General features: G+C 52.8%; 34 protein-coding genes. 31 read left to right on the top strand and 3 right to left on the bottom strand.

Annotation, left to right across the window (positions count from 1 at the left end):
• Positions 1–298: 298 nt before the first annotated feature.
• Positions 299–748, top strand: a complete 450-nt coding sequence (locus tag FOT55_RS24715; RefSeq protein ID WP_187181967.1) for an ECs1072 family phage-associated protein — start codon at positions 299–301, stop codon at positions 746–748.
• Positions 749–1,358: 610 nt separating this feature from the next.
• Here FOT55_RS24715 and FOT55_RS24710 read toward each other — a convergent pair.
• Positions 1,359–2,129 (bottom strand): hypothetical protein, encoded by a 771-nt coding sequence (locus tag FOT55_RS24710; protein WP_147824171.1) that lies wholly within the window; start codon positions 2,127–2,129, stop codon positions 1,359–1,361.
• A 194-nt stretch (positions 2,130–2,323) separates the two neighbouring features.
• Positions 2,324–3,034 carry a LexA family protein gene (locus FOT55_RS24705; protein ID WP_147824240.1) on the bottom strand — a complete coding sequence of 237 codons (711 nt, stop codon included), beginning with the start codon at positions 3,032–3,034 and terminating at the stop codon, positions 2,324–2,326.
• A 108-nt stretch (positions 3,035–3,142) separates the two neighbouring features.
• Here FOT55_RS24705 and FOT55_RS24700 point away from each other — a divergent pair, with 108 nt between their 5' ends.
• The 16 genes from FOT55_RS24700 to FOT55_RS24620 all read left to right on the top strand — a co-directional run bounded on the left by FOT55_RS24700 (position 3,143) and on the right by FOT55_RS24620 (position 13,436).
• Positions 3,143–3,337 carry a Cro/CI family transcriptional regulator gene (locus FOT55_RS24700; protein WP_147824170.1) on the top strand — a complete coding sequence of 65 codons (195 nt, stop codon included), beginning with the start codon at positions 3,143–3,145 and terminating at the stop codon, positions 3,335–3,337.
• A gap of 76 nt (positions 3,338–3,413) precedes the next feature.
• Positions 3,414–3,947, top strand: coding sequence for a YmfL family putative regulatory protein (locus FOT55_RS24695; RefSeq protein ID WP_147824169.1), 534 nt, complete (start codon positions 3,414–3,416; stop codon positions 3,945–3,947).
• Between the two features lie 34 nt (positions 3,948–3,981).
• On the top strand, positions 3,982–4,281 hold the full coding sequence (locus FOT55_RS24690) for a hypothetical protein (RefSeq protein ID WP_147824168.1): 300 nt from the start codon (positions 3,982–3,984) through the stop codon (positions 4,279–4,281).
• A 186-nt stretch (positions 4,282–4,467) separates the two neighbouring features.
• Positions 4,468–5,997, top strand: a complete 1,530-nt coding sequence (locus FOT55_RS24685; RefSeq protein WP_147824167.1) for a DEAD/DEAH box helicase — start codon at positions 4,468–4,470, stop codon at positions 5,995–5,997.
• Entirely contained in the window at positions 5,994–6,956 is a 963-nt protein-coding gene (locus tag FOT55_RS24680; protein WP_147824166.1) for a toprim domain-containing protein, read from the top strand. Before FOT55_RS24685 ends, FOT55_RS24680 begins: the two co-directional genes overlap by 4 nt.
• Positions 6,957–6,963: 7 nt before the next feature.
• Complete coding sequence (locus FOT55_RS24675) at positions 6,964–7,578, top strand: recombination protein NinG (protein ID WP_147824165.1); 615 nt, start codon at positions 6,964–6,966, stop codon at positions 7,576–7,578.
• Entirely contained in the window at positions 7,575–8,246 is a 672-nt protein-coding gene (locus FOT55_RS24670; RefSeq protein ID WP_147824164.1) for a hypothetical protein, read from the top strand. Before FOT55_RS24675 ends, FOT55_RS24670 begins: the two co-directional genes overlap by 4 nt.
• A gap of 366 nt (positions 8,247–8,612) precedes the next feature.
• A complete protein-coding gene (locus FOT55_RS24665; protein ID WP_238476131.1) occupies positions 8,613–9,161 on the top strand; it encodes a Panacea domain-containing protein in 549 nt (182 codons plus the stop codon).
• A gap of 665 nt (positions 9,162–9,826) precedes the next feature.
• Complete coding sequence (locus FOT55_RS24655) at positions 9,827–10,855, top strand: DNA-methyltransferase (RefSeq protein ID WP_147824161.1); 1,029 nt, start codon at positions 9,827–9,829, stop codon at positions 10,853–10,855.
• Between the two features lie 73 nt (positions 10,856–10,928).
• Entirely contained in the window at positions 10,929–11,315 is a 387-nt protein-coding gene (locus FOT55_RS24650) for a putative holin (protein ID WP_033655082.1), read from the top strand.
• Complete coding sequence (locus FOT55_RS24645) at positions 11,305–11,583, top strand: phage holin family protein (protein WP_033655083.1); 279 nt, start codon at positions 11,305–11,307, stop codon at positions 11,581–11,583. Before FOT55_RS24650 ends, FOT55_RS24645 begins: the two co-directional genes overlap by 11 nt.
• Positions 11,584–11,587: 4 nt before the next feature.
• Positions 11,588–12,214, top strand: a complete 627-nt coding sequence (locus tag FOT55_RS24640) for a glycoside hydrolase family 19 protein (protein WP_147824160.1) — start codon at positions 11,588–11,590, stop codon at positions 12,212–12,214.
• The gene (locus FOT55_RS24635) at positions 12,211–12,630 is read left to right on the top strand and encodes a DUF2570 domain-containing protein (RefSeq protein WP_147824159.1); all 420 of its coding nucleotides are present in this window, start codon (positions 12,211–12,213) and stop codon (positions 12,628–12,630) included. The genes FOT55_RS24640 and FOT55_RS24635 overlap by 4 nt, the downstream gene beginning before the upstream one ends.
• Complete coding sequence (gene lysC / locus FOT55_RS25770; protein ID WP_074181246.1) at positions 12,584–12,763, top strand: Rz1-like lysis system protein LysC; 180 nt, start codon at positions 12,584–12,586, stop codon at positions 12,761–12,763. The genes FOT55_RS24635 and lysC overlap by 47 nt, the downstream gene beginning before the upstream one ends.
• Before the next feature lie 62 nt (positions 12,764–12,825).
• Positions 12,826–13,029, top strand: a complete 204-nt coding sequence (locus tag FOT55_RS24625) for a hypothetical protein (protein WP_147824239.1) — start codon at positions 12,826–12,828, stop codon at positions 13,027–13,029.
• Positions 13,030–13,151: 122 nt separating this feature from the next.
• The gene (locus FOT55_RS24620) at positions 13,152–13,436 is read left to right on the top strand and encodes an Acb2/Tad1 domain-containing protein (protein ID WP_147824158.1); all 285 of its coding nucleotides are present in this window, start codon (positions 13,152–13,154) and stop codon (positions 13,434–13,436) included.
• An 83-nt stretch (positions 13,437–13,519) separates the two neighbouring features.
• Here FOT55_RS24620 and FOT55_RS24615 read toward each other — a convergent pair whose 3' ends face one another.
• On the bottom strand, positions 13,520–14,068 hold the full coding sequence (locus FOT55_RS24615; RefSeq protein ID WP_147824157.1) for a YfbU family protein: 549 nt from the start codon (positions 14,066–14,068) through the stop codon (positions 13,520–13,522).
• Positions 14,069–14,257: 189 nt separating this feature from the next.
• Here FOT55_RS24615 and FOT55_RS24610 point away from each other — a divergent pair, with 189 nt between their 5' ends.
• The 14 genes from FOT55_RS24610 to FOT55_RS24545 all read left to right on the top strand — a co-directional run bounded on the left by FOT55_RS24610 (position 14,258) and on the right by FOT55_RS24545 (position 23,122).
• The gene (locus tag FOT55_RS24610; protein ID WP_147824238.1) at positions 14,258–14,593 is read left to right on the top strand and encodes an HNH endonuclease; all 336 of its coding nucleotides are present in this window, start codon (positions 14,258–14,260) and stop codon (positions 14,591–14,593) included.
• Between the two features lie 125 nt (positions 14,594–14,718).
• Positions 14,719–15,186, top strand: a complete 468-nt coding sequence (locus FOT55_RS24605) for a phage terminase small subunit P27 family (RefSeq protein ID WP_047574388.1) — start codon at positions 14,719–14,721, stop codon at positions 15,184–15,186.
• Positions 15,137–16,882: a terminase large subunit gene (locus FOT55_RS24600; protein WP_047574391.1), complete on the top strand. Its 1,746-nt coding sequence runs from the start codon at positions 15,137–15,139 to the stop codon at positions 16,880–16,882. Before FOT55_RS24605 ends, FOT55_RS24600 begins: the two co-directional genes overlap by 50 nt.
• Positions 16,882–18,186 (top strand): phage portal protein, encoded by a 1,305-nt coding sequence (locus FOT55_RS24595; protein WP_147824156.1) that lies wholly within the window; start codon positions 16,882–16,884, stop codon positions 18,184–18,186. Before FOT55_RS24600 ends, FOT55_RS24595 begins: the two co-directional genes overlap by 1 nt.
• A gap of 12 nt (positions 18,187–18,198) precedes the next feature.
• Positions 18,199–19,050 carry a head maturation protease, ClpP-related gene (locus tag FOT55_RS24590; RefSeq protein ID WP_033655091.1) on the top strand — a complete coding sequence of 284 codons (852 nt, stop codon included), beginning with the start codon at positions 18,199–18,201 and terminating at the stop codon, positions 19,048–19,050.
• Positions 19,051–19,065: 15 nt separating this feature from the next.
• Positions 19,066–20,286, top strand: coding sequence for a phage major capsid protein (locus FOT55_RS24585; RefSeq protein WP_106046318.1), 1,221 nt, complete (start codon positions 19,066–19,068; stop codon positions 20,284–20,286).
• A gap of 48 nt (positions 20,287–20,334) precedes the next feature.
• On the top strand, positions 20,335–20,556 hold the full coding sequence (locus tag FOT55_RS24580; RefSeq protein WP_147824155.1) for a DUF7210 family protein: 222 nt from the start codon (positions 20,335–20,337) through the stop codon (positions 20,554–20,556).
• 8 nt (positions 20,557–20,564) lie between these two features.
• Positions 20,565–20,891 (top strand): head-tail connector protein, encoded by a 327-nt coding sequence (locus tag FOT55_RS24575; RefSeq protein WP_147824154.1) that lies wholly within the window; start codon positions 20,565–20,567, stop codon positions 20,889–20,891.
• Entirely contained in the window at positions 20,888–21,226 is a 339-nt protein-coding gene (locus tag FOT55_RS24570) for a phage head closure protein (RefSeq protein WP_147824153.1), read from the top strand. The genes FOT55_RS24575 and FOT55_RS24570 overlap by 4 nt, the downstream gene beginning before the upstream one ends.
• Complete coding sequence (locus FOT55_RS24565) at positions 21,213–21,602, top strand: hypothetical protein (RefSeq protein ID WP_147824152.1); 390 nt, start codon at positions 21,213–21,215, stop codon at positions 21,600–21,602. The genes FOT55_RS24570 and FOT55_RS24565 overlap by 14 nt, the downstream gene beginning before the upstream one ends.
• Complete coding sequence (locus FOT55_RS24560) at positions 21,599–22,003, top strand: HK97-gp10 family putative phage morphogenesis protein (protein WP_147824151.1); 405 nt, start codon at positions 21,599–21,601, stop codon at positions 22,001–22,003. Before FOT55_RS24565 ends, FOT55_RS24560 begins: the two co-directional genes overlap by 4 nt.
• 34 nt (positions 22,004–22,037) lie before the next feature.
• Positions 22,038–22,493, top strand: coding sequence for a hypothetical protein (locus FOT55_RS24555; protein WP_033655098.1), 456 nt, complete (start codon positions 22,038–22,040; stop codon positions 22,491–22,493).
• Between the two features lie 5 nt (positions 22,494–22,498).
• Entirely contained in the window at positions 22,499–22,753 is a 255-nt protein-coding gene (locus tag FOT55_RS24550; RefSeq protein ID WP_229601730.1) for an immunoglobulin domain-containing protein, read from the top strand.
• Between the two features lie 9 nt (positions 22,754–22,762).
• Entirely contained in the window at positions 22,763–23,122 is a 360-nt protein-coding gene (locus FOT55_RS24545; RefSeq protein ID WP_147824150.1) for a phage tail protein, read from the top strand.
• Positions 23,123–23,132 lie beyond the last annotated feature (10 nt).

Genomic DNA, 23,132 nt, shown 5'->3' with positions numbered 1-23,132 from the left:
CCGCTAAAGACTACACACGGCAAATATTTAGAGCGGGTGGCCTTTCTGGCAGAGGATTTTGCGCAGACGAGCAACGAAGGTGAGGCGAACGGCCTGCACGGATGGGACAACGCGCATACCGTCTACAACGATTGTGTTAGCATTGTGGTTGATCATGTTGAATCTCCGTTCTACTGGTCATGCCCCGGCAAAGATTGGCGTCTGCAGCCGGGGCTTTTTAATGTGTGCCTGGTCACTTCACCACCTCAGGCGGCAGTGGTATCTTGGGAGTTCTCACACAGCCAAGAAGGGAATAATTATGCTTAAAGGATTCGCACACCTATTTGAAAGGACGAAAGAACACGTCGCTGAAATTCGGAATATAAAAACGACCGGCTTCGTTGATACTGTTGGTCTATCTTGTGTTTACAACCGTGCTGTTCAGCTATGCGCCCTTGATGCCGTTCTTGCCCAGCATCGGGTCGATTTTGGAACCCGATATAACGATCTGAAAGGCGTCGCGGCGCTACATCACAAGCTACTGATGAAGTACAAGTGGCCTTTAAGCGAGATACGTTCGTTAACGCTTTCCGATGCAGTGCTTGCGTTGCATGATGAGCTTAAAATTGAATCGTTACCCGCTGAAGCCTCCCGTATGCTTACCGCTATTTCGCTGAATCATGACCTTGTGGTGTTTCCTGATCTGCTGGATGCAGAATGGGACCCGAGTTTTGCCGACAAACTTCTATACAACTCTGAAGGCCGATAACCCTTATTTCTTCGGTGATCTCAGCAAGCCTCAGCTCCATTGAGGCTTTTTCTGCCTGTAATGCTTCCAGTTGGCGCATGGCAGATATTTTTTTCTGCATCCAGGCATGCAGTTCGTCGTTCGTATAATCAGTGACGATAATAACTGGCTCTCGCTTTTCCATATTGAACCCTCTGCTGTAGTGGTTTTATGCCTGTCCGCCGGATGCTTTCGACGGCAGGGTAAATCCACTTCTTCCCTAAAGAACGTTACCGGTCGATCCCTCTCGGGGCCGGGGAGTGATTGCATCGCTCACCCCTTGGCGTGTTGCCTGTTGGCTTCCTGCCGTTCCCGTAACGTTTGCGGCGGTGTTTTGCTGGTGGCGTTCCGGTGCTGATGGGCTAAGAGTACTCAAGGTATTTATTTTTGTAAATACTCAAAGTATTTATTTTTGATGATATCATCCTATCCAAATGAATCTCTTAGGTATTTATTTTTTATGAAGATAGCGGTTTGGGGAGGGAGGTGAAGGTGGGATTGAGGGATAGTATAAAGCTACTTTCGAAGGGCGTTATGCTGCGTGCATAAAAAAACCGGCAGTTAGCCGGTTTTTTTTATAAACCAAAAATTGTTACTTCTTCGATTCATCTTTCCTGATGCTGTCGATAGCTGCATCAAGGCGTGCGATGGATTTAGTGTCCCAAACAACGGCCTTGCCACCAGTAGGTGCACAAGGAGTAATGCCACCGTTCGCGATAAGCTGGCGAATATGAGCAACTTCTTGCTCAGTGATCGGTACTGGTTGGCTTAATGGGTTGTTAGTATCCATGATCATCCCCTTTTGCAAGAGAGCTTCGGCAACATCGGATATAAGATGTTTTTCACTCTCGATGTCTTGTTGTCCGCTATTAAAGTCAACGTACCTAACGTTTCCGCCGGTACAGATGTCACCAACTTTAGCAGCTTCAATTGCTGTCCGCGCACAACCTGTTTTTAACCATACACCACCGGCATGAATTGCACCTGAACCTGCAAAAACAGCGTTGATGATCTTGTTGCCATCATCGTCTACGTTTTGCGCGGCAAGTTTTTCGCCGATTTCAAAAATTATTGAATTAGTGGATATTTTTACGATATGTAGGCTAATAGCCTCTTCACCGTTAATCAAAATCGGAGGTCTGGGCACACCAAGATCTCCAGCCCACCACTCTTTCCAATGTTGTATGAGTAGGCCATTTCCAGCTAACGTTAAAACATGATCGTCACGGGTAGCCATTTTGCCAAAACCAGAGTCATCAACATATGCGACGTGTCCTAAATAGCCGAACTCGTCAAGATTTCTGGACCAGCGCGAGTCAGTTGCAATCAACCGATTCACCCTGTCGTAAACTGTCGTAGTCATCCACTATCCTTGCACAAGGAAAACCGTTTTTCAGGTGCAAAAAAATCCCGTTACTCACGCAACGAGACATAATCATTATTCTGACACTACTATAGGATCCGCCCGGCCTGTCGACAAGTAAAAATTTGTTGCAAGGCACGGAATGCAAGTAAAAAGTGTTTTTCAGTGTGGCTTTGCTGTTTTTTTAACCAGCCTTATACTAATCGCATCATTGTTTGGACCGCGACACCGATAATTTTGCAGTTACCGTTGATTTCTTTCATCGGCCAGGCAGGGTTTAGACCCTTAAGATACTTCTGTCCGCCGTCGATGATGAGTTTTTTGAAAGTAGCTTCATTTGCATCGACCATCTTGGCGATTACTAAGCTGCCATTTATTGCATCACGACCGGTATCAACCAAAACCAAAGTTCCCTCAGGAACGCTGACTCCAGTAGGTGCAGTCATCGAATCACCTTCAACTCTGAGCCAGAAAGCCTTACCAAAAATCTTTACATCGGATTCGTACCATTCATCGACCTCATCGAGAGTATACGGCTCTATTGCCTCAGCCCAAGCGCCAGCTTGAACCCAACTGATCAGCGGATACTCCCTGCTTTTGTTGTAAGGCCCTATGTATTTAATGTTTGAGGGCTCACGCGAAAGCATCTTTTGGGCCTCATTCCCGATAGAAGGACTGAAATCGGCAATCGACACCTGGAGTATCTTTGCAAATGCAGCCGCTACAGAGAGGTTCAGTGCATTTCTCCCGTTAAGGTAATGACCAACAGCACCTTGTGTAATCCCCAATTCGTCTGCGATTGTGTACTGCGTGACGCCCAGTGATTTCTTTTTCGACTCATACAAAGCTTTGAGACGCGCGGCATCTTCAAGCTGTTCTGTCGTCAGGCTCTTTTTGAATTCCATAACAGCCATTCTAATACCGTCACTATTAAAATTAAAAATACCTGTAATATTGACACCGATAAATACCCAAAGTATTCTTTTGGCGTGATAACTAAACAGAGCGTACCTATGAGTCGGATAACATTAGCCGATTACGCCAAGATTCATGGCCAGGCCAAAACTGCCAGCGACTTTGGAGTAATCCAGTGTGCAATCAGCAAAGCCATTCGTAGTGGTCGTAATATTTTTGTGACCATTCAACAAGATGGAAGCGTTAAAGGGGAAGAGATTCGTACTTTTCCCAGTCATAAAAAAGCCTCTTAACACGCCTTTAGTAGCAGAGATAAGCATTATCCAACAGCGATGATTTAAAAGTAACCACAGCCCGAGGAGTACAACTGTGTCACAGCAAAAAGCGCCGGAATGGCAGGCAGAAAAACAGCCTGAATGGGTGGTAAGTGCCGCCCGCAAAATTATCGCTGGCCTTCCTGGTGGCTATGCTGAGGCTGCGCAGTGGCTGGGGGTTACGGAAGACGCGCTGTTTAACCGTCTTCGCCCAAACAGCAACCAAATTTTCCCGATCGGCTGGTTCATGGTTTTACAGCGGGCTGGTGGCAATACCCACTTTGCCGACGCTGTATCCCGCCAGTCTCGTAGCGTGAACGTGCGTCTGCCCGAAGTTGAAGACGTCGATCGAGACGACATCAACGCCAAGCTGATGGAAGCGATTGAGTACATCGGCAAGCACTCCGAACTTGTCCGCAAATTTACCGAAGACGGCGAGATAGACGCCGCTGAGCGTAAAGCGCTGGACGCCAATACCTACCGCCTGATGGCGACATTCCAGGAGCACATCCTGTTGCTCTATAGCGTGTTCTGCCCGGAGGAAGTAGCCCCAATCCACACAGCGAAGTGGCGCGCCCCTATGCCGTAGGAACTGCTGTATTTCACAACCGGAGGGTAAGCGTATGCAGCCTGCATCGTTTGTTCGAACCGCCATGCCTGCGGTGTATTGCCGCGAGGATGCCGCATGGATTCAAGACCAGCTCGGTAAGTTACCGCCCGCGCAGCGCGGGAAGATTTCGCACGCCTACGAGGAGGCTTACCGCACAGCGTTTGACGCCGAGGAGGTTTCCTACCGGCAGGAGAACGCAGGCCGCAAAGCGGCTAACACGCGCCTGCGGCTGTACGTCGAGCGGTATTCGCGAGCAGGCCAGGGCATGACAACCGCGCCACCGCTGGTGGGGCAAAACAGGGTAGCGGCATGAATTTTTTAGCAGGTGTTTTTTTAAACGGGGGAGAGGGGAAGGGTAAGAGGGGGGAAAGGGGGGTGATCGGGTTGGGGTGTGGGGGGAGGAACGGGCTTTACCAGAGAGAAGATCTTTAAGGGAGCGAGTGTTTAAAAACGCCAAACGGACATTTAGACGGCTAGACGATTAAACGAGGAGATAACGATGACGCTTACAATCCAGCCACGCGAAAAACAGATAGTTGCACTGAACATGCTGCGCGCGGCGTGGAAGCAATACGCCTCGTTCATGATGTACGCCCCGGTCGGGTTCGGCAAAACCGCAATCGCGGCGCTGATCGCCAGCGGGTTCATCAGCCGCAACATGCGCATAATGTTTGTGGCCCCGTATACCGTCCTGCTCGACCAGACCGCAACGCGTTTTATTGAGTACGGGTTGCCAGCCGAGGAAATCGGCTACATCTGGCGCGACCATCCGGCCTATGACCCGAGCCGCCTTATTCAAATCGCATCAGCAGACACGCTGATCCGCCGCGACTTCCCCGACAACATCGATCTGCTGATCATCGATGAGGCGCACCTGAAGCGCAAAAAAATGCTGGAATTCATCGACGAGCTGACCGCTAAAGGCGTGAAAGTGATCGGGTTGTCCGGTACTCCGTTCTCGGCCTGGCTGGGGACGTATTACCAGAAGCTGATCAAGCCGACGACGATGAAAGAGCTGATCGCTATCGGCGCGCTGAGCAAATACGAGTTTTACGCCCCATCGCATCCTGACCTGAGCAAAGTAGAAACGTCAGAGCAAGCAGGCTATGGCCGCGACTACAAAGAACAGCAGGCTGCAGATGTGATGAGCGACCCGACGCTGGTGGGCGATATCGTTAAGAACTGGCTGGAGAACGGGGAAGATCGCCCGACCATCTGTTTTTGCGTCAACGTGGCCCACGCAAATTACGTGACCGTTGAATTTAGCAAAGCGGGTGTAACCGTTGAAGTGATGACGGCGGCGACGCCACACGAAGACCGCCAGATGACGATCCGCCGCTTCGAGCAGGGCATCACGAAGATCATCATCAACGTCGGCGTGCTGGTGGCCGGTTTTGACAGCGATGTCCGCTGCATCATCTTCGCGCGTCCGACCAAATCGGAAATGCGTTGGATTCAGATTCTTGGCCGTGGCCTGCGACCTGCGCCTGGTAAAGACCACTGCCTCATCTTCGATCACACTGGCACCGTGCATAAGCTCGGCTATCCCGACGATATCGAATACGACTACCTGCCCGCCAGTTCTGACGGGATGGAGAAAACGCCCGCGCGCGTGGTTAAGACTGACCAGCCGGAGCGCCTGCCGAAAGAATGCACACAATGCCACTACGTTAAGCCGGTCGGCATCTACATCTGCCCGAAATGTGGCTTCAAGCCGATCGCCGGCGAGGACGTAGAAACCGACAAATCACGTGGCCTGAAAAAAGTGAAGCAAGCCAAGGAGGTTGTCACCAAAGAAGTGAAACAAGCCTGGTGGAGTCAAATCATCTACTACCAACGCATGCGCGCTGCCCAGGGCAAACCGGTAAGTGACGGCTGGTGCTCGCATGTCTACCGCAAAAAATTCGGGGTATGGCCGCAAGGGCTGTATCACGCACCGATGGCCATCACACCAGTGGTGAGCAATTTCATCAAATCAACGCAGATCGCCTACGCAAAATCTAAGCAAAACGAAGGGAAAGCCGCATGAATACCAAACAGGCAGCTATCGGCCATTGGCCGAAAATATTCGAGTTTTACGGCCTCCCTCCGGTAACTGGGAAAAAACATTTTAAGGGTGAATGCCCGCTGTGTGGCCGCAAGGGCAAATATCGTTGCGACGACAAGAACGGCACCGGCTCTTACATCTGCGCATGCGGCGCGGGTGACGGTTGGGCGCTGCTGACCGGGGCAACCGGCAAGGACTTTAAAACGCTGGCGGCAGAGGTCGATAAGCTGATTGGCCGCGTCTACTCGCCTGAGGAGGGTTATCAAGCTGGTGGCCCTTCATCTGGCATAGCCTCGCAACGCCAGCGCGTGAGCTGCAAGTTTGCATCGCTGACCAGCCTGAAAGGCACCGGCGCAGACCGTTACCTGAAGCTGCGCGGCATCACCAGTCTGCCACAAGACAACGTGCGCTACTGCGACCGGCAACGCGCAGCGGGTGGCGAATACCAATCCATCTATGCGCTGGCAACGGACGACAAAGGCGAACTGTGCTACCTGCACCGCACCCTGCTCGACGGGGACAAAAAAGCCACGGTAGCTGGCGCGCCGAAAAAAATGATGAAGCTGCAAGAGGACAGCTATCTGGAGCACGCCAGCTCGGTCGCTATCCGCATGTTCCCACCGTCCACCACGCTGGGCATCGCTGAGGGCATCGAAACCGCGCTGTCCTGCCATCAAATCACGCAATGCAACACCTGGGCGACGCTGAACACCACGTTCATGAAGAAGTTCCGCGTACCGCGTGGAGTGCAACGCCTGATCATCTTTGCCGACGCAGACAAGAACGCATCCGGCCACGCTGCGGCGTTTGAGTGCGCCCGCGCCAATCTGCTGGCAAAGAACGATCTGCAACAAGTCTCAGTGCGCTGGCCGAAATCCGGCGACTTTAACGATCTGCTGCTTAACGGCTCAGAGGTCTACGAGTGGGTATTCCACCGCTAGGAAAACAATGAAAAAACCAACTAAGCCGAAGCAGTACAAGGCGAAAAAGTGCGCCCAATGCGGTGAAACGTTCACGCCGGTGAAGTACCTGCAAAAGGTCTGTGGCCCGCTCTGCGCTATCGCATACCAGCGTGACGCACGTAATCGCCAGGCGGAAAGGGAACGGAAGGACAAGCTGAAGGTTCGCAAAAAAGCGCTGCTGACCAGGGGGGATTATCTCAAGAAGGCGCAGACCGCATTCAATGCGTTTATCCGCGAGCGCGACGAAGGAAAACCATGTCCGTCATGCGGCAACTATCACCCACCGATGATATTTGGCGGGCAATGGGATTGCGGCCATTTCTTGGGGGTAGGTGCTCGTCCTGAATTGCGCTTTGAAGAGAAAAACGCATACCGGCAGTGCAAAGCCTGTAACGGTGGTTCAGGTCGATTCGCCGCTAAGAATGCGACCGTCCACGCCCGCTATCGGGAAACACTGATCGAGTGGTATGGGCTGTCGTTAGTGGAATGGCTGGAAGGCCCGCACGAAGCAAAGCATTACACCAAAGAAGACCTGGAAAACATAGCGGCTAAGTATCGCCGTAAAACCCGCGAACTTAAAAAACAGAAGGCCGCAGCATGATGACACCAAAACAGAAACGAGAAATCAAACACAACGCCTGGGCGACTGTTGCCGGTGTTCCTCGCAAGAAATACCTGGGTAAATACCAGCGCCTGACCCGACTGCAAACATTGTGGATCACTTCGCTGCTGAACGCCTGGGGCGATATGTACGGCGGCAACACAGATGGGAAATTGAAGTGCAGCGGCGGCAGCGGTGTATGGGGGCAAATCATGCCTGAGCAGTGGGACGACGAAAGCGCGGCGCGAATTGTGAAGGTGCTGGGCGACCTGCGCAAACTTGGGTATCGCGGGGAAGAGCAGTTGAAGAAGGCGACCACAATTCTTTGGCCGCACCGCTCGCTTGAGTCGATGCTGGTGGCTGCTGACGCTGGCGAGGAATGCGACTTCATGGAAAAAGCGGTGCTGGCGTCGATGAAGCATGATAACCCGGTCTACATCATCGGCAAGCTGTTCTACACGGGCCGAAACAATACGGTCTCGGTGCTGGGGCGGTACATGCAAAATCATTACGCGCCCTGGCTAACGCGCGATCAGGTTGATGACCGGGTGCGCTGGTGCATTGAAATATTCAATTCTGCGGTGTTCGTCGCCGTTCGTGAGGCTATCTGCATCGAAAATGAAGAAAAATGCAAAAATAGCTTGAAAATAGCCAAAGGAACTGCATAATACAGGTATGCTTTCGCGAAGCTGTACCATCAAGCGATGCAACAAAATGACCCGCCACTGAGCGGGTTTTTTCTTGAGTAAAGGAAAGTGCTTGTTTAGCTGTGTCCCACACAAAAACGCACGATTATGCACCGAACATGCCGGGTACTTGCATTACCTTAATGGTAATATGCGGTAAACGTGCTGATATCTCCGCTTAAACGTAATGTAAATGGCAGGAACTGGACGCTAAAATGAACCGGTTAGTCTTGCCTAACCATCGGCCGGCCTATTACAATACGTATAGGTAGCTAAACCAACATAAGCAGCTGCCTAGTCAAACTGAGATTGGAGGTAAGTATGTTTTGCGAAAAGAAAGTAGCCCAAATGGCTGCCTACCTGCTGCTGAAAAGCGGTGGGCGCATGGCTTATCTCAAATTGATGAAGCTTCTCTATCTATCTGATCGAGAATACCTCATCAAGTATGGCGATCTGATGAGTGGCGATAAATTTTACTCAATGAAACTTGGCCCGATACTATCTGAAACGTTAAACCTGATGCGTAATGTAAACAAGGTTGGCGGGAATGATTGGGCGAAGTTTATCTCCAGAAAAGGCAGTGACGTTCTGCTGCAACCTGGATTTGGTAAGTGCTTTGAATGGGAAGAAGAACTTGGCGAATTGAGTCGAGCTGACGTGAAAACGCTCGATAGCGTATTTGACAAATACGGGCATTACTACAAGTTCGACTTGGCAAACCTTACTCATCTTAAGGAAGTCTGTCCTGAATGGAGAGACCCAGGGGAGTCGCGCCTCCCGATCTATACAAAAGATATCCTTCTGTACTCAGGAAAAAGTGAGCTAGAGGCTGAAAATATTCTCAAGAATATGAGAGAATCAGAGCTTCTTAAAGGATTTAGCGCTCAACTGACATGACAGATGATTATCAGCCTTACCGGAGAGGCACAGTCTTAGCTGTTTCAGGGCCTTGCAGACACCTTCATGTTGTTTGTAATGACCCTGTTCATTATCCGATCAATGGCTGTCATTGCGTCTTAGTAGTAAATGTATCCAGTGTAAAATTTGGCGTTCCATACGATGACACTTGTATTCTAAATGTAGGTGATCACTCGTTCATAAAGCATGAAAGCTACATCGTCTATAAAGCAGCTGCTATCTGGCGATTAGATAACATTGATAGAAAGTTAAATGAAGGTACGCTCAAAGCGTACAAAGATGATGTAAATGACCCCATTTTTCAGAGAATCCTCGATGGTTTCGACATTTCTGACCATGTGTCAATGGATAATCATCGATTCTGGAGAAAATATTGCAGATAGAGTCAATCAGCTGAAGATACCCGCCTAGCGCGGGTTTTTTTATGGAAAAATTAAAGCGAAGCCTCATCCAACATTAACCGGTGTCCCAACTGAGGGGTTGTGTCGGCAGCGGGGTGATGGGGCTTCGCCTTAATGTTTGTGAAGTGGGCGGCGGAGAGGGTGAGGTAACACCCCGTCCGCCAGGTGCTCATGTCAATGGTCACAAGCGAACCTTTGCCCGTGCTGCGAACAGCAGGACGAGCGTATCAACTAAGGGCGCTTATGATTTCAGAAACACGTCTTATCAACGCTGACACAACAGCGTTTATCAAAACCCTGCCGGACAACTCCGTAGACCTGATAGCGACCGACCCGCCGTACTTCCGGGTTAAATCCTGCGATTGGGATAATCAGTGGAAGAACGAGACCGAGTATCTCGCCTGGCTGGATGCGTTGCTGGTGGAATTCTGGCGGGTGCTGAAACCGAACGGTAGCCTTTACATGTTCTGCGGTAGCCGGTTGGCGTCCGATACTGAGTTGCTGGTGCGCCAACGTTTCGACGTACTGAGCCATATCGTGTGGGCTAAACCCTCAGGGGCTTGGAAGCGACAGCACAAAGAAGGGCTACGGGCTTTTTTCCCATCGACTGAGCGGATCATTTTCGCCGGTCACTATTCCGGGCCTCTACAACCGAAGGTAGACGGATTCGCCGCGAAGTGTGGAGAGCTGAAGCAAAACGTCTTTAAACCGCTGATCGATTATTTCAGAACGGCCCGGCAATCCCTCGGCGTGTCAGCGAAGGAAATCAACGCGGCAACAAAAACGCAGATGTGCAGCCACTGGTTCTCTGAGAGCCAATGGCAGTTGCCAAGCGAAAAGCAGTATCAGGTGCTCCAGGCGTTATTTGACCGCATAGCAAAAGAGCGGCAGCAGGCTGGTGGATTGAATCGGCCCCATCATGAGCTGGTGCGAGAATACCGGACGCTGAACCGCGAATATTTGGAATTGTGCCAGGAATACCGATCGCTCCGCCGCCCTTTCACGGTAACGGCAGCGGTTCCCTACACTGACGTTTGGCACTATCCGCCGGTTGCCTTCTACCCTGGCAAGCACCCCTGTGAAAAGCCCGCCGAAATGATGGAGCACATCATCAGCGCCAGTAGCCGCCCCGGTGACGTGGTGGCCGACTTCTTCATGGGTTCTGGCTCAACCATCAAGGCAGCTATCAAGCTGGGCCGTATCGGTCTTGGTGTAGAGATGGAGTCTGAACGGTTCGAACAAACACAACGGGAGATATTCCCGGAAAACTGAACTGCCTCGGCATCTGCTGGGGCTTTTTGCATCTAACGCCCGGCATCGGCTGAGCTAACACAGGAGATAACTCATGTCCGAACCGGTAACCAGTACCGCCGCAGGGACTTACATGATTGGCGGTATCACTATTGCTGGGCTGGTGGCTGGAGCAGATACGGGCGTAATCATCGGGGCTTTCGCTGGTGCTGTGATTTATGTCCTGTCGGCAGCTGATCTTTCAATATGGCATCGTCTGGCGTCGTTCCTGGCATCGTTCATGATTGGCACGTTGGCGGCTGGATTCGTCACTGACGCGATCAACTACCTGACCCCGGACGCTATTCACGCAGAAAGGCCGCTGGGTGCTGTAGTTGCTGCTGCTGTGGCGGTTCGCATCTTTATGTACATCAGCAAGCAGTCGGAAAATCCGGGGCAGTGGTTTAAGCGGCTGCGGGGAGGTAGTGGTGATGGCCAGTGAAATTATCTTGATTGTGAATGCGGTGGCCTGCACGGCTATCGCGTTGCGTCTGATGACATTTCGCAGGGCTGGTGGCACTCATCGGCCATTAGCCGCATGGGCGGCTTATTTCCTCATTATCGCGGCGGCGTCCGTACCAATCCGCATCCTGACCGGTGAGTACGTTTGTGCAGATTGGTCGGAGACATTTATCAATATCGCGTTTTGCGTCACGGTGCTGGCGGCACGCGGGAATGTCATGCACCTGGCTAAACCTTTCTTGAGATAGACCTATGACACAAAACGACTTTCAACGGGCGGCAGGTATCAGCGCCGGGTTAGCTGCGCGCTGGTATCCGCACCTGCTCGTAACGTTTGCAGAATTCGGCATCAACAAGCCGTTAGAGCAGGCGATGTTTATCGCTCAAGTCGGCCATGAGTCGAACGGCTTCACGGCCAAGGTCGAATCATTCAACTACAGCGTTGATGGCTTGATTGCTACATTCGGCCCCAAATCGAAAGCCAAGCGGCTGACTGACTATCAGTGCCGGATGTTGGGGCGCACAGCCCAGCAGCCAGCCAAGCAGGAGGCTATTGCCAACCTGGTCTACGGTGGCCGAATGGGTAACAGCGCCAGCGGTGATGGTTGGAAATATCGCGGACGTGGGCCGATGCAAACGACCGGCCTGAAAAATTACATGGCTTGCGGCCCGGCGCTGAAGCTTGACCTTGTTGGTCATCCTGAGCTGTTGGAAGAAGACCTGAACGGCATGCGTTCGGCTGGCTGGTACTGGAAAGCTAACGACTGTGGTCGCAACGCTGGTGATGTTGAGTTGACCACGCGGCGTATTAACGGCGGGACTAACGGCCTGCAGGACAGACGCGAACGCTTCGAACGTGCTTGCAAGGTGCTGTTATGAGCTGGCGCTGGTGGTGGGATGTAATCATCAAAGCGTGGCCTCTGCTGGTGGCGCTGCTGGCCGCAGTGCTGGTGCTCTACACGCTTTCTCTGCGCGATGACCTGGATAAATCCAAAAGGGACAACGGCGCGCTGGTAGAAAAGCTGGATACCAAAGACGCTGCGCTGGTGGCGATGAAACAGGCTTCCGACGCTGACAGGCAAGCGAGCGCCGCGCAGTTGGAAAGAGAGCGGAAACTGAGGGGAAAGGCTGATGCAGAAAACAAAGCGTTGCGCGAGGCTCTGGACGCGAGCGGCTGTAGCAACAAGCCTCTGCCTGGTGCTGCTCTCAACATCCTGCGCGGACAGGCCAAAGCCGCAGAGCACGCAGATGATTTACGTCCTGCCGCCAGCGGTGCTGTTGCAACAGTGCGATGACGCGCCGTTTACCGGTACAACGTTCGGTGATGCAGTGACAGCGCTGCACGCCAAACAAGGCGAAATGAAGGTGTGCGCCTCACGCATGGAGGCGTTAATCAAGTGGGCGCAGAGCGCCGGGAGAGAGCAATGAGCAAGCAGTTTTACGAGCGCCGTAAGCGCTATTTCGAAGAGAAGCGCCGCCGCATGGAAGAGATGGAGGTCAGCAAGATTGTGCTGACTCAAGAGCAGATTAAAGAACTGGCACGGTTTGCTGCTGAAGATGGCCAGCCGTCGTACACCATCACGCATGGGGCCATTGAAGCATTCGAAGCCGATGATGGTCAGCATGTGCCGGAGTACAGTGGTCTGATCGCCTACTCGGAGTCGGAAGAGCACGGCGTCCTACAGCTGGCCTAATTTATAGAATTCTGCAAAAGGCATTCACTGAGTGCCTTTGACAGAATAAACGCACTGAATTCTCGCGTGGTGTTCAACTGCATCGCCGGGGTTATATCCATCGAACCAGCAGGAAATTCTATATGAGCGAAGCTAAGCCGCAAGATGGCAGCACCGTGAAGGGGTACCGTACCTTGGCCGCCGACGATATCGCGCAAATGAACGATCTGAAAGACATCAGCCGTAATTTTTGCGAACAACTCGACCTTGAACGCACGCACCTCATGCTGGAGACGGTAGAGGCTGGCTCCCCGGAGGAGATCAATCGCATGGAGGCCATGCGCTGTCTGGCTATCGCCCGCACCAAGATGCAGGAAGCCTGCATGTGGGCCTGCCGTGCGGTGGGCCGACCGGACGCGGATTGCTAACACCATCGGCATTACAGGTGGCATCCAGTGAATGCCACCTATAGTGTTATTAATAATTTTTTAACTAAAATTTATTATTAATATTATTCATAAAAAGTTGGGCACAGGGACAATATTTCATCCAGGTGACTCTTATCCAATTTATTTACGTCATGCCCGGCTTTTTTTAGAACTTCAAGAGCAGAAGTCAACTTGAGGTATTTGCCCGCATTTTCCTCATGCGAGTTCTTATCGATCTCTTGTTGTTCAGCGTATAAGCCTAGCGTACCAAGCATTGAGGTCACGCTTAAATATTCCGATTCATTGTTACCATCGTAACCTGGGAACTGAATCGCGTGTTCATGAGTTTTAATATTGTGCTTGTTTTTTAGCTCGTTTGATTCGTCAGATGTAAGTTTACGAAGTGAATTGCTTAAGTTGCGATATGCAGATAATGCTGCATCAACTCTTTTCTGAACGTCTTTTGATACATCCTCTGCAGACAACAGCATGGGGTATTTGCGTTCAATAGCCCAGACATTGCCACTAATCACAGCTTCACGAACTATCGAAGAATCAATCTCTCCATTCACCTCTAAATGATCAAATAGGTCGCACATCATGAGCAAGGTTAGTTTTTCTGTGGGGGTCATATCATGTCCTTTCGTGTGATTTTAAATGTACTTGGCCCATAGGATATGGGGTTATTAATTAATAAAACAATAGTGGAAATAGATATATGGGAATTTCATCACAGAGCAGCTTTTTGAGGCTGCTGCGTGATGAACTACACCGAAATCAATCAACCAGCTTCAGCGGGCTGGTGGTCTTTTATCTGGGGAATGAACATGAGTAACAAGAAACCCTACGGCAGCAAATGGCAAGCCGAACGGCTTGTGTTCCTGCGGGAGAATCCTCTGTGTGCCATGTGTCAGCAGATGGGGCGTATTGAGCCAGCAACGGTGGTGGATCACATCGTGCCGCACCGCATGAAAGAAGCGAAGACGCCCGATGAAATGAAGAAGGCTCAGCACCTTTTCTGGAGCCGCAAAAACTGGCAGGGCTTATGTAAGCCACACCACGACTCCACAAAGCAACGTATGGAGAAGACCGGCAAGGTAATAGGGTGCTCGCCCGACGGCCTGCCGCTTGACCCTGCGTCGCACTGGAACCGCTGACAGCGGCGTTTGAACGCGGTGGGGAGGGGCGGGGTAAGAGTTCACCCCCTCTCGCCCTTAAAGACCGCCGCTTGTCATTTGTGCGCACAACCGCGAAATGAAAAGTTTTTTTCTGGGAGGTTCCGATGGCAGGACGACGCCCGAAACCGTCCCACCTCAAGGTGGTCACCGGCAATCCGGGCAAACGTAAACTTAATGATAAAGAGCCGCAACCGGCGAGAGAAATTCCCAGCCCACCTTCGCACCTGACAGACTGGGGGAAAACGGCCTGGGGAAAAATGACTGTGCTGCTCGACGGCATGGGCGTTCTGACCGTTGCCGATACTTTTGCGCTTGAGCGGCTCTGCGATATTTACGCCGACATATTGCAACTGCGCAACACGATCGCCGACGAGGGCCGAACTTATACAGTTCAAACGGAAGGGGGCTTTTTGATTAAGGCTAACCCTGCTGTTGCCATGCTGGCAGATGCCGATCGCCGCTTCAAAAGTTATTTGGTGGAGTTTGGTCTGACGCCTGCCGCCAGGTCAAAGGTGAAAGTAAATGGTGGAGAGAAAGAAGAAGACCCGCTCGCCGAATTCTTCGGCACCTGATCCAGCCACGCAATATGCGCTGGACGTTACCGAAGGGCGAATTATTGCCGGGCCTGATATCCGAAACGCCTGCAAACGTCACCTTAATGATTTAGCCGAAGGTGAAAGCCGGGGGCTGTATTGGGATGTTGATGCTGTTGGCCGCGTGGTTGACTTCTTTGCCAAGGTGCTGAAGTTGAACGGCGGTGAACATGAAGGTGCGCCTTTCGTCCTTCTTGGATGGCAGGCATTTGTTGTTGGCTCACTGTTTGGCTGGAAAAAAGCAAACGGCACGCGTCGATTCAGAACAGCATATATCGAATCAGGCAAAGGCTCTGGCAAGTCGCCATTATCCGCAGGGATTGGCCTCTACTGTCTGGTTGCAGACAAAGAGCCGCGCGCTGAAGTCTATGCAGCCGCCACGAAGAAAGACCAGGCGATGATCTTGTTTCGTGATGCGGTGGCGATGGTGAACCAGTCCCCGGCGCTGGCCCAACGTATCGACCCCTCCGGCGGGGCCGGTAAAGAATGGAACCTGGCATTTTTGCAAACGGGTTCTTTTTTCCGCCCGATCAGTTCTGATGATGGGCAATCAGGGCCGCGTCCGCACTGTTGCCTCATTGATGAGGTGCATGAACACAAAGACAACAAAGTGGTTGAGATGATGCGCGCCGGGACAAAAGGCCGCAGGCAAGCGCTCATCTTCATGATCACAAACAGCGGTCACGATAAAACCAGCGTTTGCTACGAGTACCACCAGTACGGCAAACAACTTGCCGCCGGTCAGAAAGTTAACGATGCCTTCTTTGCGTTCATCTGCTCTTTGGATGAGGGTGATGATCCTTTCAAGGATGAGTCCTGCTGGGCAAAAGCCAACCCCTCAATGGGGCACACGTTCCAACCTGAATATTTACGCGAGCAGGTGGAAGATGCGCGGGGCATGCCGTCGAAAGAAAGCCTGGTCAGACGCCTTAACTTCTGCGAATGGGTGGATGCTGAAAACCCGTGGATCGGTGGCGATATCTGGATGGCATGTGAAAAAACATTCGATATCGAGAGCCTTAAAGGGGAAGAGTGTTTTGGCGGTCTGGACTTGTCCGGCAAACGTGACCTGACAGCGCTGGGGCTATATTTCCCGCGCATTAAGACGGCGCTGGTGGAGTTCTGGACGCCGCGCGACACGCTGCACGACAGGGCCAGAAATGACCGCGTTCCGTATGATTCCTGGGTGCGTGAAAAGTACCTGCACGCGCCAAAGGGCAGCGCTATCGATTACGGCTTCGTTTCTAAACGAATCGCCGAGCTGGCGGCACTCTTTGATATTCGGTCGATCGCTTTCGACCGTTATCACATGGATTATCTCGAGCCTGAATTGCTGGATGAAGGGGTGACCGTACCGTTGGTTCCTCATGGGCAAGGCTTCGGCAAATCGGCGGAGTCTGGCTTGTGGATGCCGCATTCAATCGAGCTGCTCGAACAACTCATCACCGAGAAAGAAATCACCATTCTGTTTAATCCTTGTCTGCGCTGGAACGCGGCAAACGCTGTTATTGAAGAAGATAAAAGCGGTAACCGGGTATTCAGCAAACGGCGCAGTAATGGCCGCATAGATGGCGTAGTAGGGCTGGCGATGGCCGTCGGTGCTGCTGACGGCATTGTTGAGGATGACGGCGACATTGATGGCTTTTTCGATGATCCGATCATGGTAGGTATCTGATGGGCAAAAACAAGCAACCTGGGCGCGTTAAAAGCGCCCTTTTAAATTGGCTGGGTGTTCCTATCAGTCTCACTACCGGGACATTCTGGCAAGAATGGTTCGGCACCAGCAGCAGCGGCAAGGTGGTTACTGCCGACAAGGCTATGCAGCTTTCCGCTGTATGGGCTTGCATTCGGTTACTCAGCGAATCGGTTTCCACTTTACCGATGAAAGTCTATCGTCGTGAGGCCGATGGTTCTCGTAAGCTGGCGCAGGATCACCCGGCATACCAGGTGTTGTGCCGCCGTCCTAACCTCGAAATGACGCCGTCCAGGTTCATGTTGATGGTGGTGGCCAGCATCTGTTTGCGGGGAAACGCCTTCATTGAGAAAAAAATGATTGGCAGAAAGCTGGTGGCGCTTAATCCGCTGTTGCCTCAAAACATGGTGGTTAAACGTCTGGATACCGGGCAGTTGCAGTACACCTACACCGAGGATGGCAAAAAGCGCGTGATACCGGTCGACCGGATGATGCACATTCGCGGCTTTGGTCTGGATGGTGTCTGCGGCATGATGCCGCTGAGTTCGGGCCGTGACGTGTTTGGGGCGGCGATGGCTGTTGATGAGTCGGCGGCAAAAATCTTTGAAAACGGTCTGCAAACGTCAGGATACATCAGTTCGAAAGTTGCTCTGAATAAAGAGCAGCGAGAGCGTCTGCGCACATACTTAGCCGCGTTCGCCGGTTCAAAAAACGCCGGTAAAATGATGGTGCTGGAAGGGGATTTATCGTACCAGAATGTCACGATGAATCCTGAAGACGCGCAGATGTTGGAGAGCCGAGCCTTTAGCATTGAGGAAATTTGCCGCTGGTTCCGGGTTCCGCCTTTCATGGTGGGGCATGTGACGAAGCAGAGTAGCTGGGCATCGAGTGTTGAAGGGATGAACCTGATTTTCCTGACCAACACGCTACGCCCACTGCTGGTGAACATCGAGCAAGAAATCTCACGTTGCCTGCTCGATAGCGATGAAGATTACTTTGCAGAGTTCTCGGTGGAAGGTTTGTTGCGTGCCGACAGTGTTGGCCGCGCGGCGTACTACACCACCGCTCTGCAGAATGGCTGGATGAGTCGCAACGATGTACGCCGACTTGAAAACCTGCCGCCGATTCCTGGCGGTGAAATCTATACCGTGCAGCTTAACTTGACCCCGCTTGAGGACTTGAAACAGAACAATCTCGGCGCTCAGGCTGGCGCTATCACCCGGCTGCATAATTATCTTTTCCCCGATATTCCTGAAGACCAGTCACCGCTGAAAAAAGCGGCGTAGGAGCAATCCCCCATGACAAAAAAACGACTTCCGGTCGCACCGGCGGGACGTCCCTGCGCGGGCGTTACCTGTGAGCCGCTGCCTTCGGCGCTCGAAAGATGGAATGGCGGTCTAAAGGCCGCTGCCTCTGACGACAATTCTATCTCGGTGTTCGACGTTATCGGCCAGGATTACTGGGGCGAAGGCGTTACAGCGAAACGGATCGCCGGTGCGCTGCGCTCAATGAATGGCGCTGACGTTACCGTAAACATTAACTCGCCGGGCGGGGACATGTTTGAGGGGCTGGCGATTTACAACCTGCTGCGAGAGTACCAGGGCAAAGTAACCGTAAAAGTGTTGGGGCTGGCTGCAAGCGCAGCCTCAATCATTGCGATGGCCGGTGACGAGATTCAAATTGGCCGCGGTGCTTTCCTGATGATCCATAACTGCTGGGTGGTGGCGATCGGTAATCGTCATGACTTTGCTGCAATGGTTGAGTACCTCGAACCTTTCGATAACGCAATGGCGGATATTTACTCCGCCCGCTCCGGACTCGATAGCGACACCGTCAAGCAGTTGATGGACGGCGAAAGCTACATCGGCGGCAGTGATGCCATCGAGAAAGGGCTGGCCGATAGCCTGTTGTCATCCGATGCGGTAAGCAGTGATGAAGACTCACCGGCGGCAGCATTGCGCAAGCTGGATTCCATACTGGCCAAGGCTAATACCCCTCGGTCAGAACGCCGAAAACTTTTGAAAGCCTTAACAGGTAGCACGCCGAGCGCTGTTACCGATCCTACGGGTACGCCGAGCGCTACCGAACCATCCCCTGAAATCCTTGCCAAGCTGAACGCCGCATTAAGCGGGCTGTGCGCGGCGTGCTAATTATTTGGAGAAATTATGTCTGAAGTTAATGAGATTCTGAAAAAAGTCACCGCATCTATCGAAGATGCAACCAGCAAATTTAACGCCAAGGCAGAGGACGCCCTGAAAGAGGCGAAAAAATCAGGCGAGTTGTCCGCAGAGACTAAGGACGCCGTAGATAAAATGGCGACCGAACTGAACGCCATGAAGGCAGCAGAGAAAACGCTGAAGGCCGCGCTGGGTGAGCTGGAGCAGCACGTGGCGCAAATGCCATTGAACCGCGCGGCTGAAGTGGTTCAATCGGTCGGGCAGCAGGTGATTTCTGCGGAAGCGCTGAAAGACTTTGCATCCGGTATTCAGGCCTCACAACGGCTGAGCATTCCGGTTAACGCGACGCTGATCTCTACCGATGTTCCAGGGCAGATTGTGGCCCCACAACGCCTGCCGGGTATCGATACCGCGCCGAAACAACGCCTGTTTATTCGCGACTTGATCGCACCAGGCACCACCGGCTCCAACACGATTTATTGGGTGCAACAAACCGGCTTCACCAACAAGGCTGCTGCCGTGCCTGAAAACACGCCTAAGCCGTACAGCGATATCCAGTTTGCTGAAAAAATCACGCCGGTTCGCACGTTGGCGCATCTGTTCAAAGCCTCCAAGCAGATTCTGGATGACTTTCCGCAGCTGCAATCGACCGTTGATGCAGAAATGCGTTACGGCCTGAAGTATGTCGAAGAGCAGGAAATTCTGTTCGGTGACGGCACTGGCGCACACCTGGAAGGCATCATGCCGCAGGCGTCGAAGTATAAGGCGGCGTTTGAAGTCGCTATGCAAAACGGCATTGACGATCTGCGCTTAGCAATGTTGCAGGCACAACTGGCACGTTTCCCTGCCACCGGCCATGTGTTGCACTTCATCGACTGGGCCAAGATTGAGCTGATCAAGGATACGCTGGGGCGTTATATCCTCGCCAATCCAGCCGCGCTAACCGGCCCGACTCTCTGGGGCTTGCCTGTTGTCGCGACGGAGTCTTCGGCGTTCCTGGGCAAATTCCTGACCGGTGCTTTCAGCGCGGGCGCACAGCTCTTTGACCGTGAAGAGGCAAACGTTGTGATCAGTACCGAGAACGCCGACGACTTCGAGAAGAACATGATCTCGATTCGTTGCGAAGAGCGTGTGGCGCTGGCGGTCAAACGACCTGAAGCGTTTGTTACCGGTGCCTTCACCGTGCCAACCCCACCAACCGGCGGTTAATTATCCGCACCGCATAGCGGCCTTCGGGCCGCTTTCAAGGAGATACCCATGAAAGTTAAAGCACTTGTACCAATCTTGTTCGGTAGCCGGGTGGTGAATGACGGCGAGTTGTTCGAAACGCAGGAGCTTCACGGGCGCGAGCTGATCAAAAAAGGCTATGCCGAGCAGGTGAGTGATGACAATCCTGCAGAGCAGCCAGAGCAGCCAGAGCAGCCAGAGCAGCCAGAGCAGCCAGAGCAGCCAGAGCCAATCAAGAAATCCAAAAAGTAAGGTGAGCCATGTTAGAACTGAAATTGGTGAAAGAGCATTGCCGACTGGAGCCTGATTTCAGTGCGGATGACACCCTGCTAGGCGCATATATTGGTGCGGCGAAAAAGCATGTGGAGAGGTACACCCGCCGCACGCTTTACGCCAGCGAATCCGACCCCGGTTACGATACCGACGAAGATCACCTGTTGCTGGAGGACGACGTGCGCACCGCGATGTTACTGCTTATCGGTCATTGGTACGCGAACCGTGAGGCCGTGATAGTTGGCGCGTCGGCATCAAAATTGCCGCTGGCTGTTGAGTCTTTACTCCAACCCTATCGGATTTATGGCTTATGAAATCATTACGCGCAGGTTCGCTGGAGTTTCGCATCAAGCTTCTGCGCCCCGTTACGATTCGCGATATGCAGACCGGCGCACCGGTCAAATCCTTTGAATTTGTCGCCGAGGTCTGGGCGGATGCGGAGCCGATCTCCAACCGAAAAATTCGCACGGGTGAACAGGGGCAGGTGGTGGAGACCATGCTGTTCACGCTGCGGCCACGGGACGAAATTACCGTTGATTGGCAGGTGGTCTTTCAACAGCGAACCTTTACCGTTCGTGCGCCTGACCGTTCGCAGCGAGACCGGCTGTTAATTACGGCGGAGGCTGATATTCGTCATGATCGAGTATGAAATCAAAGCGTCACTTGAGGCGCTAACGAGTCTGCCAGCATACCCGCTGCTATTGCCTGACCCGGAACAGGACGGCGTGACGTATCAGAAGGTCAGCAACCCGAAAGTTGATACCGGGCTAGCCAGCACGGCACTGATCCAGGGGCGCTTTCAGGTCGCGCTTTATGTCATCGGCGATTACGCGCGCCTCATTGAAATGGATAAGGCTATTTGCGCCGCCTGGGAGAGCATTCAGCACGGGCATATTGGGCGCTGGCCCGTTCAGACAGTGACACGCGGCACGATGCAACAGGGAGCAACCACCCTCACCAACAACAGCGTTCAGTACCGGCTGGTGCGTGATTACGTCATCTGTTACCCGGAGGACGCCACATGATCAGCATAAACGTTACGGGCCTTGATTCTCTGGAGCGCCAGCTAAAGGCGATGGGGGATGAAGCGGTCAAGGTATTGCGAGATGCCGGGCGAGCGGCACTGGAGCCGGTGCTGGAAGACATGAAACTGCATGCCGGTTTTGATGAGAGCAGCACCGGAGCGCACATGCGAGACGATATAAAAATCCGCAGTACGAGCCGCATGAACGATCCTCGTTATTTGACGGTAATGACATTCAAGGTCGGCCCGAGCAAGAAGCATCACATGAAGGCGCTGGCGCAGGAATTCGGCACGGTTAAGCAGGTTGCCGAACCGTTTATCCGCCCGGCACTCGATTACAACAAAACCCGCGTATTACGCATCCTGGCGGCAGAACTCCGCTACGGCATCGAAAACCGGTAGCGACCGCTGCCACAATCATTAAGTGAGGGAAATTATGGCTGATAAAACGTCGCCAGAGTACGCCATGCTTCCGGCTGGCACGGTTGTTAAGTGGGGCGCTGTCGGCGCAGCACCGACGGCCATGAAGGCGCTGGTTAACTGTAAGGCTGTGGGCGAGATGGGGCAGACCGGCAGTTTTGTCGATTGCACGACCCTTATCGACACCACAAAGCAATTTATCTCCGACCTGCCGGAAGGCGCGGAGAAGTCGATCGGGTTTATCGACGATCCATCCAATACCGATTTTGCGGCGTTCCTGACCGCAGCGGACAACCGCGAAACCGTTCAGTTCTATGTTGAGTTGCCGAACGGCCGCACCTCCACCTCGATCCTCTCGCTGTCCGGCTGGAAGATGAACGAAATCACCGCTCCGGCGAGTGAAGTCATTCAGATCACGGTGCAAGGCAAGCAGAACAGCAACACCTGGGGAGCTGTAGCCCCAAAGGTGTGATCAGCGTGACTACCCAGCCGAAGAGCGCTGATCTGGCAGTCGGGGGCAATTTGTCCCTGACTGTTGCGGCTACCTCCAGTAACGGCAAGCCCGTTAAATACCAATGGCAGAAAAACGGCACTGATATCAGCGGCGCAACCTCTGCCACCTATACCAAAAACTCAGTTGTGGCCGCCGATGCTGGCGCTTATCGCGTGGTGTTGTCTGCCGAGCGGTCAGACACTGTCAACAGCGCAACCGCAACCGTAACGATTAAATAAGGACATGGCATGACCCAGAAGAAAATCAACCTCAAAACCGCGCTGCTTCAACCCACCAATACGGCGGTGACGCACACACTGTTTGGCGTGCCGGTACATATCCGCCGCCTGACGGTATGTGAACTGATGGATTACGACGAAGGTCTTGGAAAGGCACAGGCAGATAGTGATCAAAAGGCAGCAACACTGCTCGGCGCTCAGTTGATCCTCTCTGCGCTGGTTGACGAGCAGGGTAAATCAGTACCTGCGTCTGATTTGCCTTCACCGGCAGAACTGCTTGCCGCTCATGATAACGCGGCGTTATTTGATGCAATCCGCGCTATCCAGAGCCACAGCTACGGCACGCTGGAGGAAGCCGAAAAAAACTGACCCACTCACC

This window comes from Serratia bockelmannii (assembly GCF_008011855.1).
GTDB lineage: Bacteria > Pseudomonadota > Gammaproteobacteria > Enterobacterales > Enterobacteriaceae > Serratia > Serratia bockelmannii.
Note: the sequence above shows the minus strand (reverse complement) of the source record. Positions and strands in the feature narration are given on the sequence as shown.

What these genes read in the sequence shown, in the direction of transcription:
- FOT55_RS24715 (WP_187181967.1), top strand. Translation starts at nt 299, where the DNA reads ATGCTTAAAGGATTCGCACACCTATTTGAAAGGACGAAAGAACACGTC.
- FOT55_RS24710 (WP_147824171.1), bottom strand. Translation starts at nt 2,129, where the DNA reads ATGACTACGACAGTTTACGACAGGGTGAATCGGTTGATTGCAACTGAC.
- FOT55_RS24705 (WP_147824240.1), bottom strand. Translation starts at nt 3,034, where the DNA reads ATGGAATTCAAAAAGAGCCTGACGACAGAACAGCTTGAAGATGCCGCG.
- FOT55_RS24700 (WP_147824170.1), top strand. Translation starts at nt 3,143, where the DNA reads ATGAGTCGGATAACATTAGCCGATTACGCCAAGATTCATGGCCAGGCC.
- FOT55_RS24690 (WP_147824168.1), top strand. Translation starts at nt 3,982, where the DNA reads ATGCAGCCTGCATCGTTTGTTCGAACCGCCATGCCTGCGGTGTATTGC.
- FOT55_RS24685 (WP_147824167.1), top strand. Translation starts at nt 4,468, where the DNA reads ATGACGCTTACAATCCAGCCACGCGAAAAACAGATAGTTGCACTGAAC.
- FOT55_RS24680 (WP_147824166.1), top strand. Translation starts at nt 5,994, where the DNA reads ATGAATACCAAACAGGCAGCTATCGGCCATTGGCCGAAAATATTCGAG.
- FOT55_RS24675 (WP_147824165.1), top strand. Translation starts at nt 6,964, where the DNA reads ATGAAAAAACCAACTAAGCCGAAGCAGTACAAGGCGAAAAAGTGCGCC.
- FOT55_RS24670 (WP_147824164.1), top strand. Translation starts at nt 7,575, where the DNA reads ATGATGACACCAAAACAGAAACGAGAAATCAAACACAACGCCTGGGCG.
- FOT55_RS24665 (WP_238476131.1), top strand. Translation starts at nt 8,613, where the DNA reads ATGGCTGCCTACCTGCTGCTGAAAAGCGGTGGGCGCATGGCTTATCTC.
- FOT55_RS24655 (WP_147824161.1), top strand. Translation starts at nt 9,827, where the DNA reads ATGATTTCAGAAACACGTCTTATCAACGCTGACACAACAGCGTTTATC.
- FOT55_RS24650 (WP_033655082.1), top strand. Translation starts at nt 10,929, where the DNA reads ATGTCCGAACCGGTAACCAGTACCGCCGCAGGGACTTACATGATTGGC.
- FOT55_RS24645 (WP_033655083.1), top strand. Translation starts at nt 11,305, where the DNA reads ATGGCCAGTGAAATTATCTTGATTGTGAATGCGGTGGCCTGCACGGCT.
- FOT55_RS24640 (WP_147824160.1), top strand. Translation starts at nt 11,588, where the DNA reads ATGACACAAAACGACTTTCAACGGGCGGCAGGTATCAGCGCCGGGTTA.
- FOT55_RS24635 (WP_147824159.1), top strand. Translation starts at nt 12,211, where the DNA reads ATGAGCTGGCGCTGGTGGTGGGATGTAATCATCAAAGCGTGGCCTCTG.
- lysC (WP_074181246.1), top strand. Translation starts at nt 12,584, where the DNA reads ATGATTTACGTCCTGCCGCCAGCGGTGCTGTTGCAACAGTGCGATGAC.
- FOT55_RS24625 (WP_147824239.1), top strand. Translation starts at nt 12,826, where the DNA reads ATGGAGGTCAGCAAGATTGTGCTGACTCAAGAGCAGATTAAAGAACTG.
- FOT55_RS24620 (WP_147824158.1), top strand. Translation starts at nt 13,152, where the DNA reads ATGAGCGAAGCTAAGCCGCAAGATGGCAGCACCGTGAAGGGGTACCGT.
- FOT55_RS24615 (WP_147824157.1), bottom strand. Translation starts at nt 14,068, where the DNA reads ATGACCCCCACAGAAAAACTAACCTTGCTCATGATGTGCGACCTATTT.
- FOT55_RS24610 (WP_147824238.1), top strand. Translation starts at nt 14,258, where the DNA reads ATGAACATGAGTAACAAGAAACCCTACGGCAGCAAATGGCAAGCCGAA.
- FOT55_RS24605 (WP_047574388.1), top strand. Translation starts at nt 14,719, where the DNA reads ATGGCAGGACGACGCCCGAAACCGTCCCACCTCAAGGTGGTCACCGGC.
- FOT55_RS24600 (WP_047574391.1), top strand. Translation starts at nt 15,137, where the DNA reads ATGGTGGAGAGAAAGAAGAAGACCCGCTCGCCGAATTCTTCGGCACCT.
- FOT55_RS24595 (WP_147824156.1), top strand. Translation starts at nt 16,882, where the DNA reads ATGGGCAAAAACAAGCAACCTGGGCGCGTTAAAAGCGCCCTTTTAAAT.
- FOT55_RS24590 (WP_033655091.1), top strand. Translation starts at nt 18,199, where the DNA reads ATGACAAAAAAACGACTTCCGGTCGCACCGGCGGGACGTCCCTGCGCG.
- FOT55_RS24585 (WP_106046318.1), top strand. Translation starts at nt 19,066, where the DNA reads ATGTCTGAAGTTAATGAGATTCTGAAAAAAGTCACCGCATCTATCGAA.
- FOT55_RS24580 (WP_147824155.1), top strand. Translation starts at nt 20,335, where the DNA reads ATGAAAGTTAAAGCACTTGTACCAATCTTGTTCGGTAGCCGGGTGGTG.
- FOT55_RS24575 (WP_147824154.1), top strand. Translation starts at nt 20,565, where the DNA reads ATGTTAGAACTGAAATTGGTGAAAGAGCATTGCCGACTGGAGCCTGAT.
- FOT55_RS24570 (WP_147824153.1), top strand. Translation starts at nt 20,888, where the DNA reads ATGAAATCATTACGCGCAGGTTCGCTGGAGTTTCGCATCAAGCTTCTG.
- FOT55_RS24565 (WP_147824152.1), top strand. Translation starts at nt 21,213, where the DNA reads ATGATCGAGTATGAAATCAAAGCGTCACTTGAGGCGCTAACGAGTCTG.
- FOT55_RS24560 (WP_147824151.1), top strand. Translation starts at nt 21,599, where the DNA reads ATGATCAGCATAAACGTTACGGGCCTTGATTCTCTGGAGCGCCAGCTA.
- FOT55_RS24555 (WP_033655098.1), top strand. Translation starts at nt 22,038, where the DNA reads ATGGCTGATAAAACGTCGCCAGAGTACGCCATGCTTCCGGCTGGCACG.
- FOT55_RS24545 (WP_147824150.1), top strand. Translation starts at nt 22,763, where the DNA reads ATGACCCAGAAGAAAATCAACCTCAAAACCGCGCTGCTTCAACCCACC.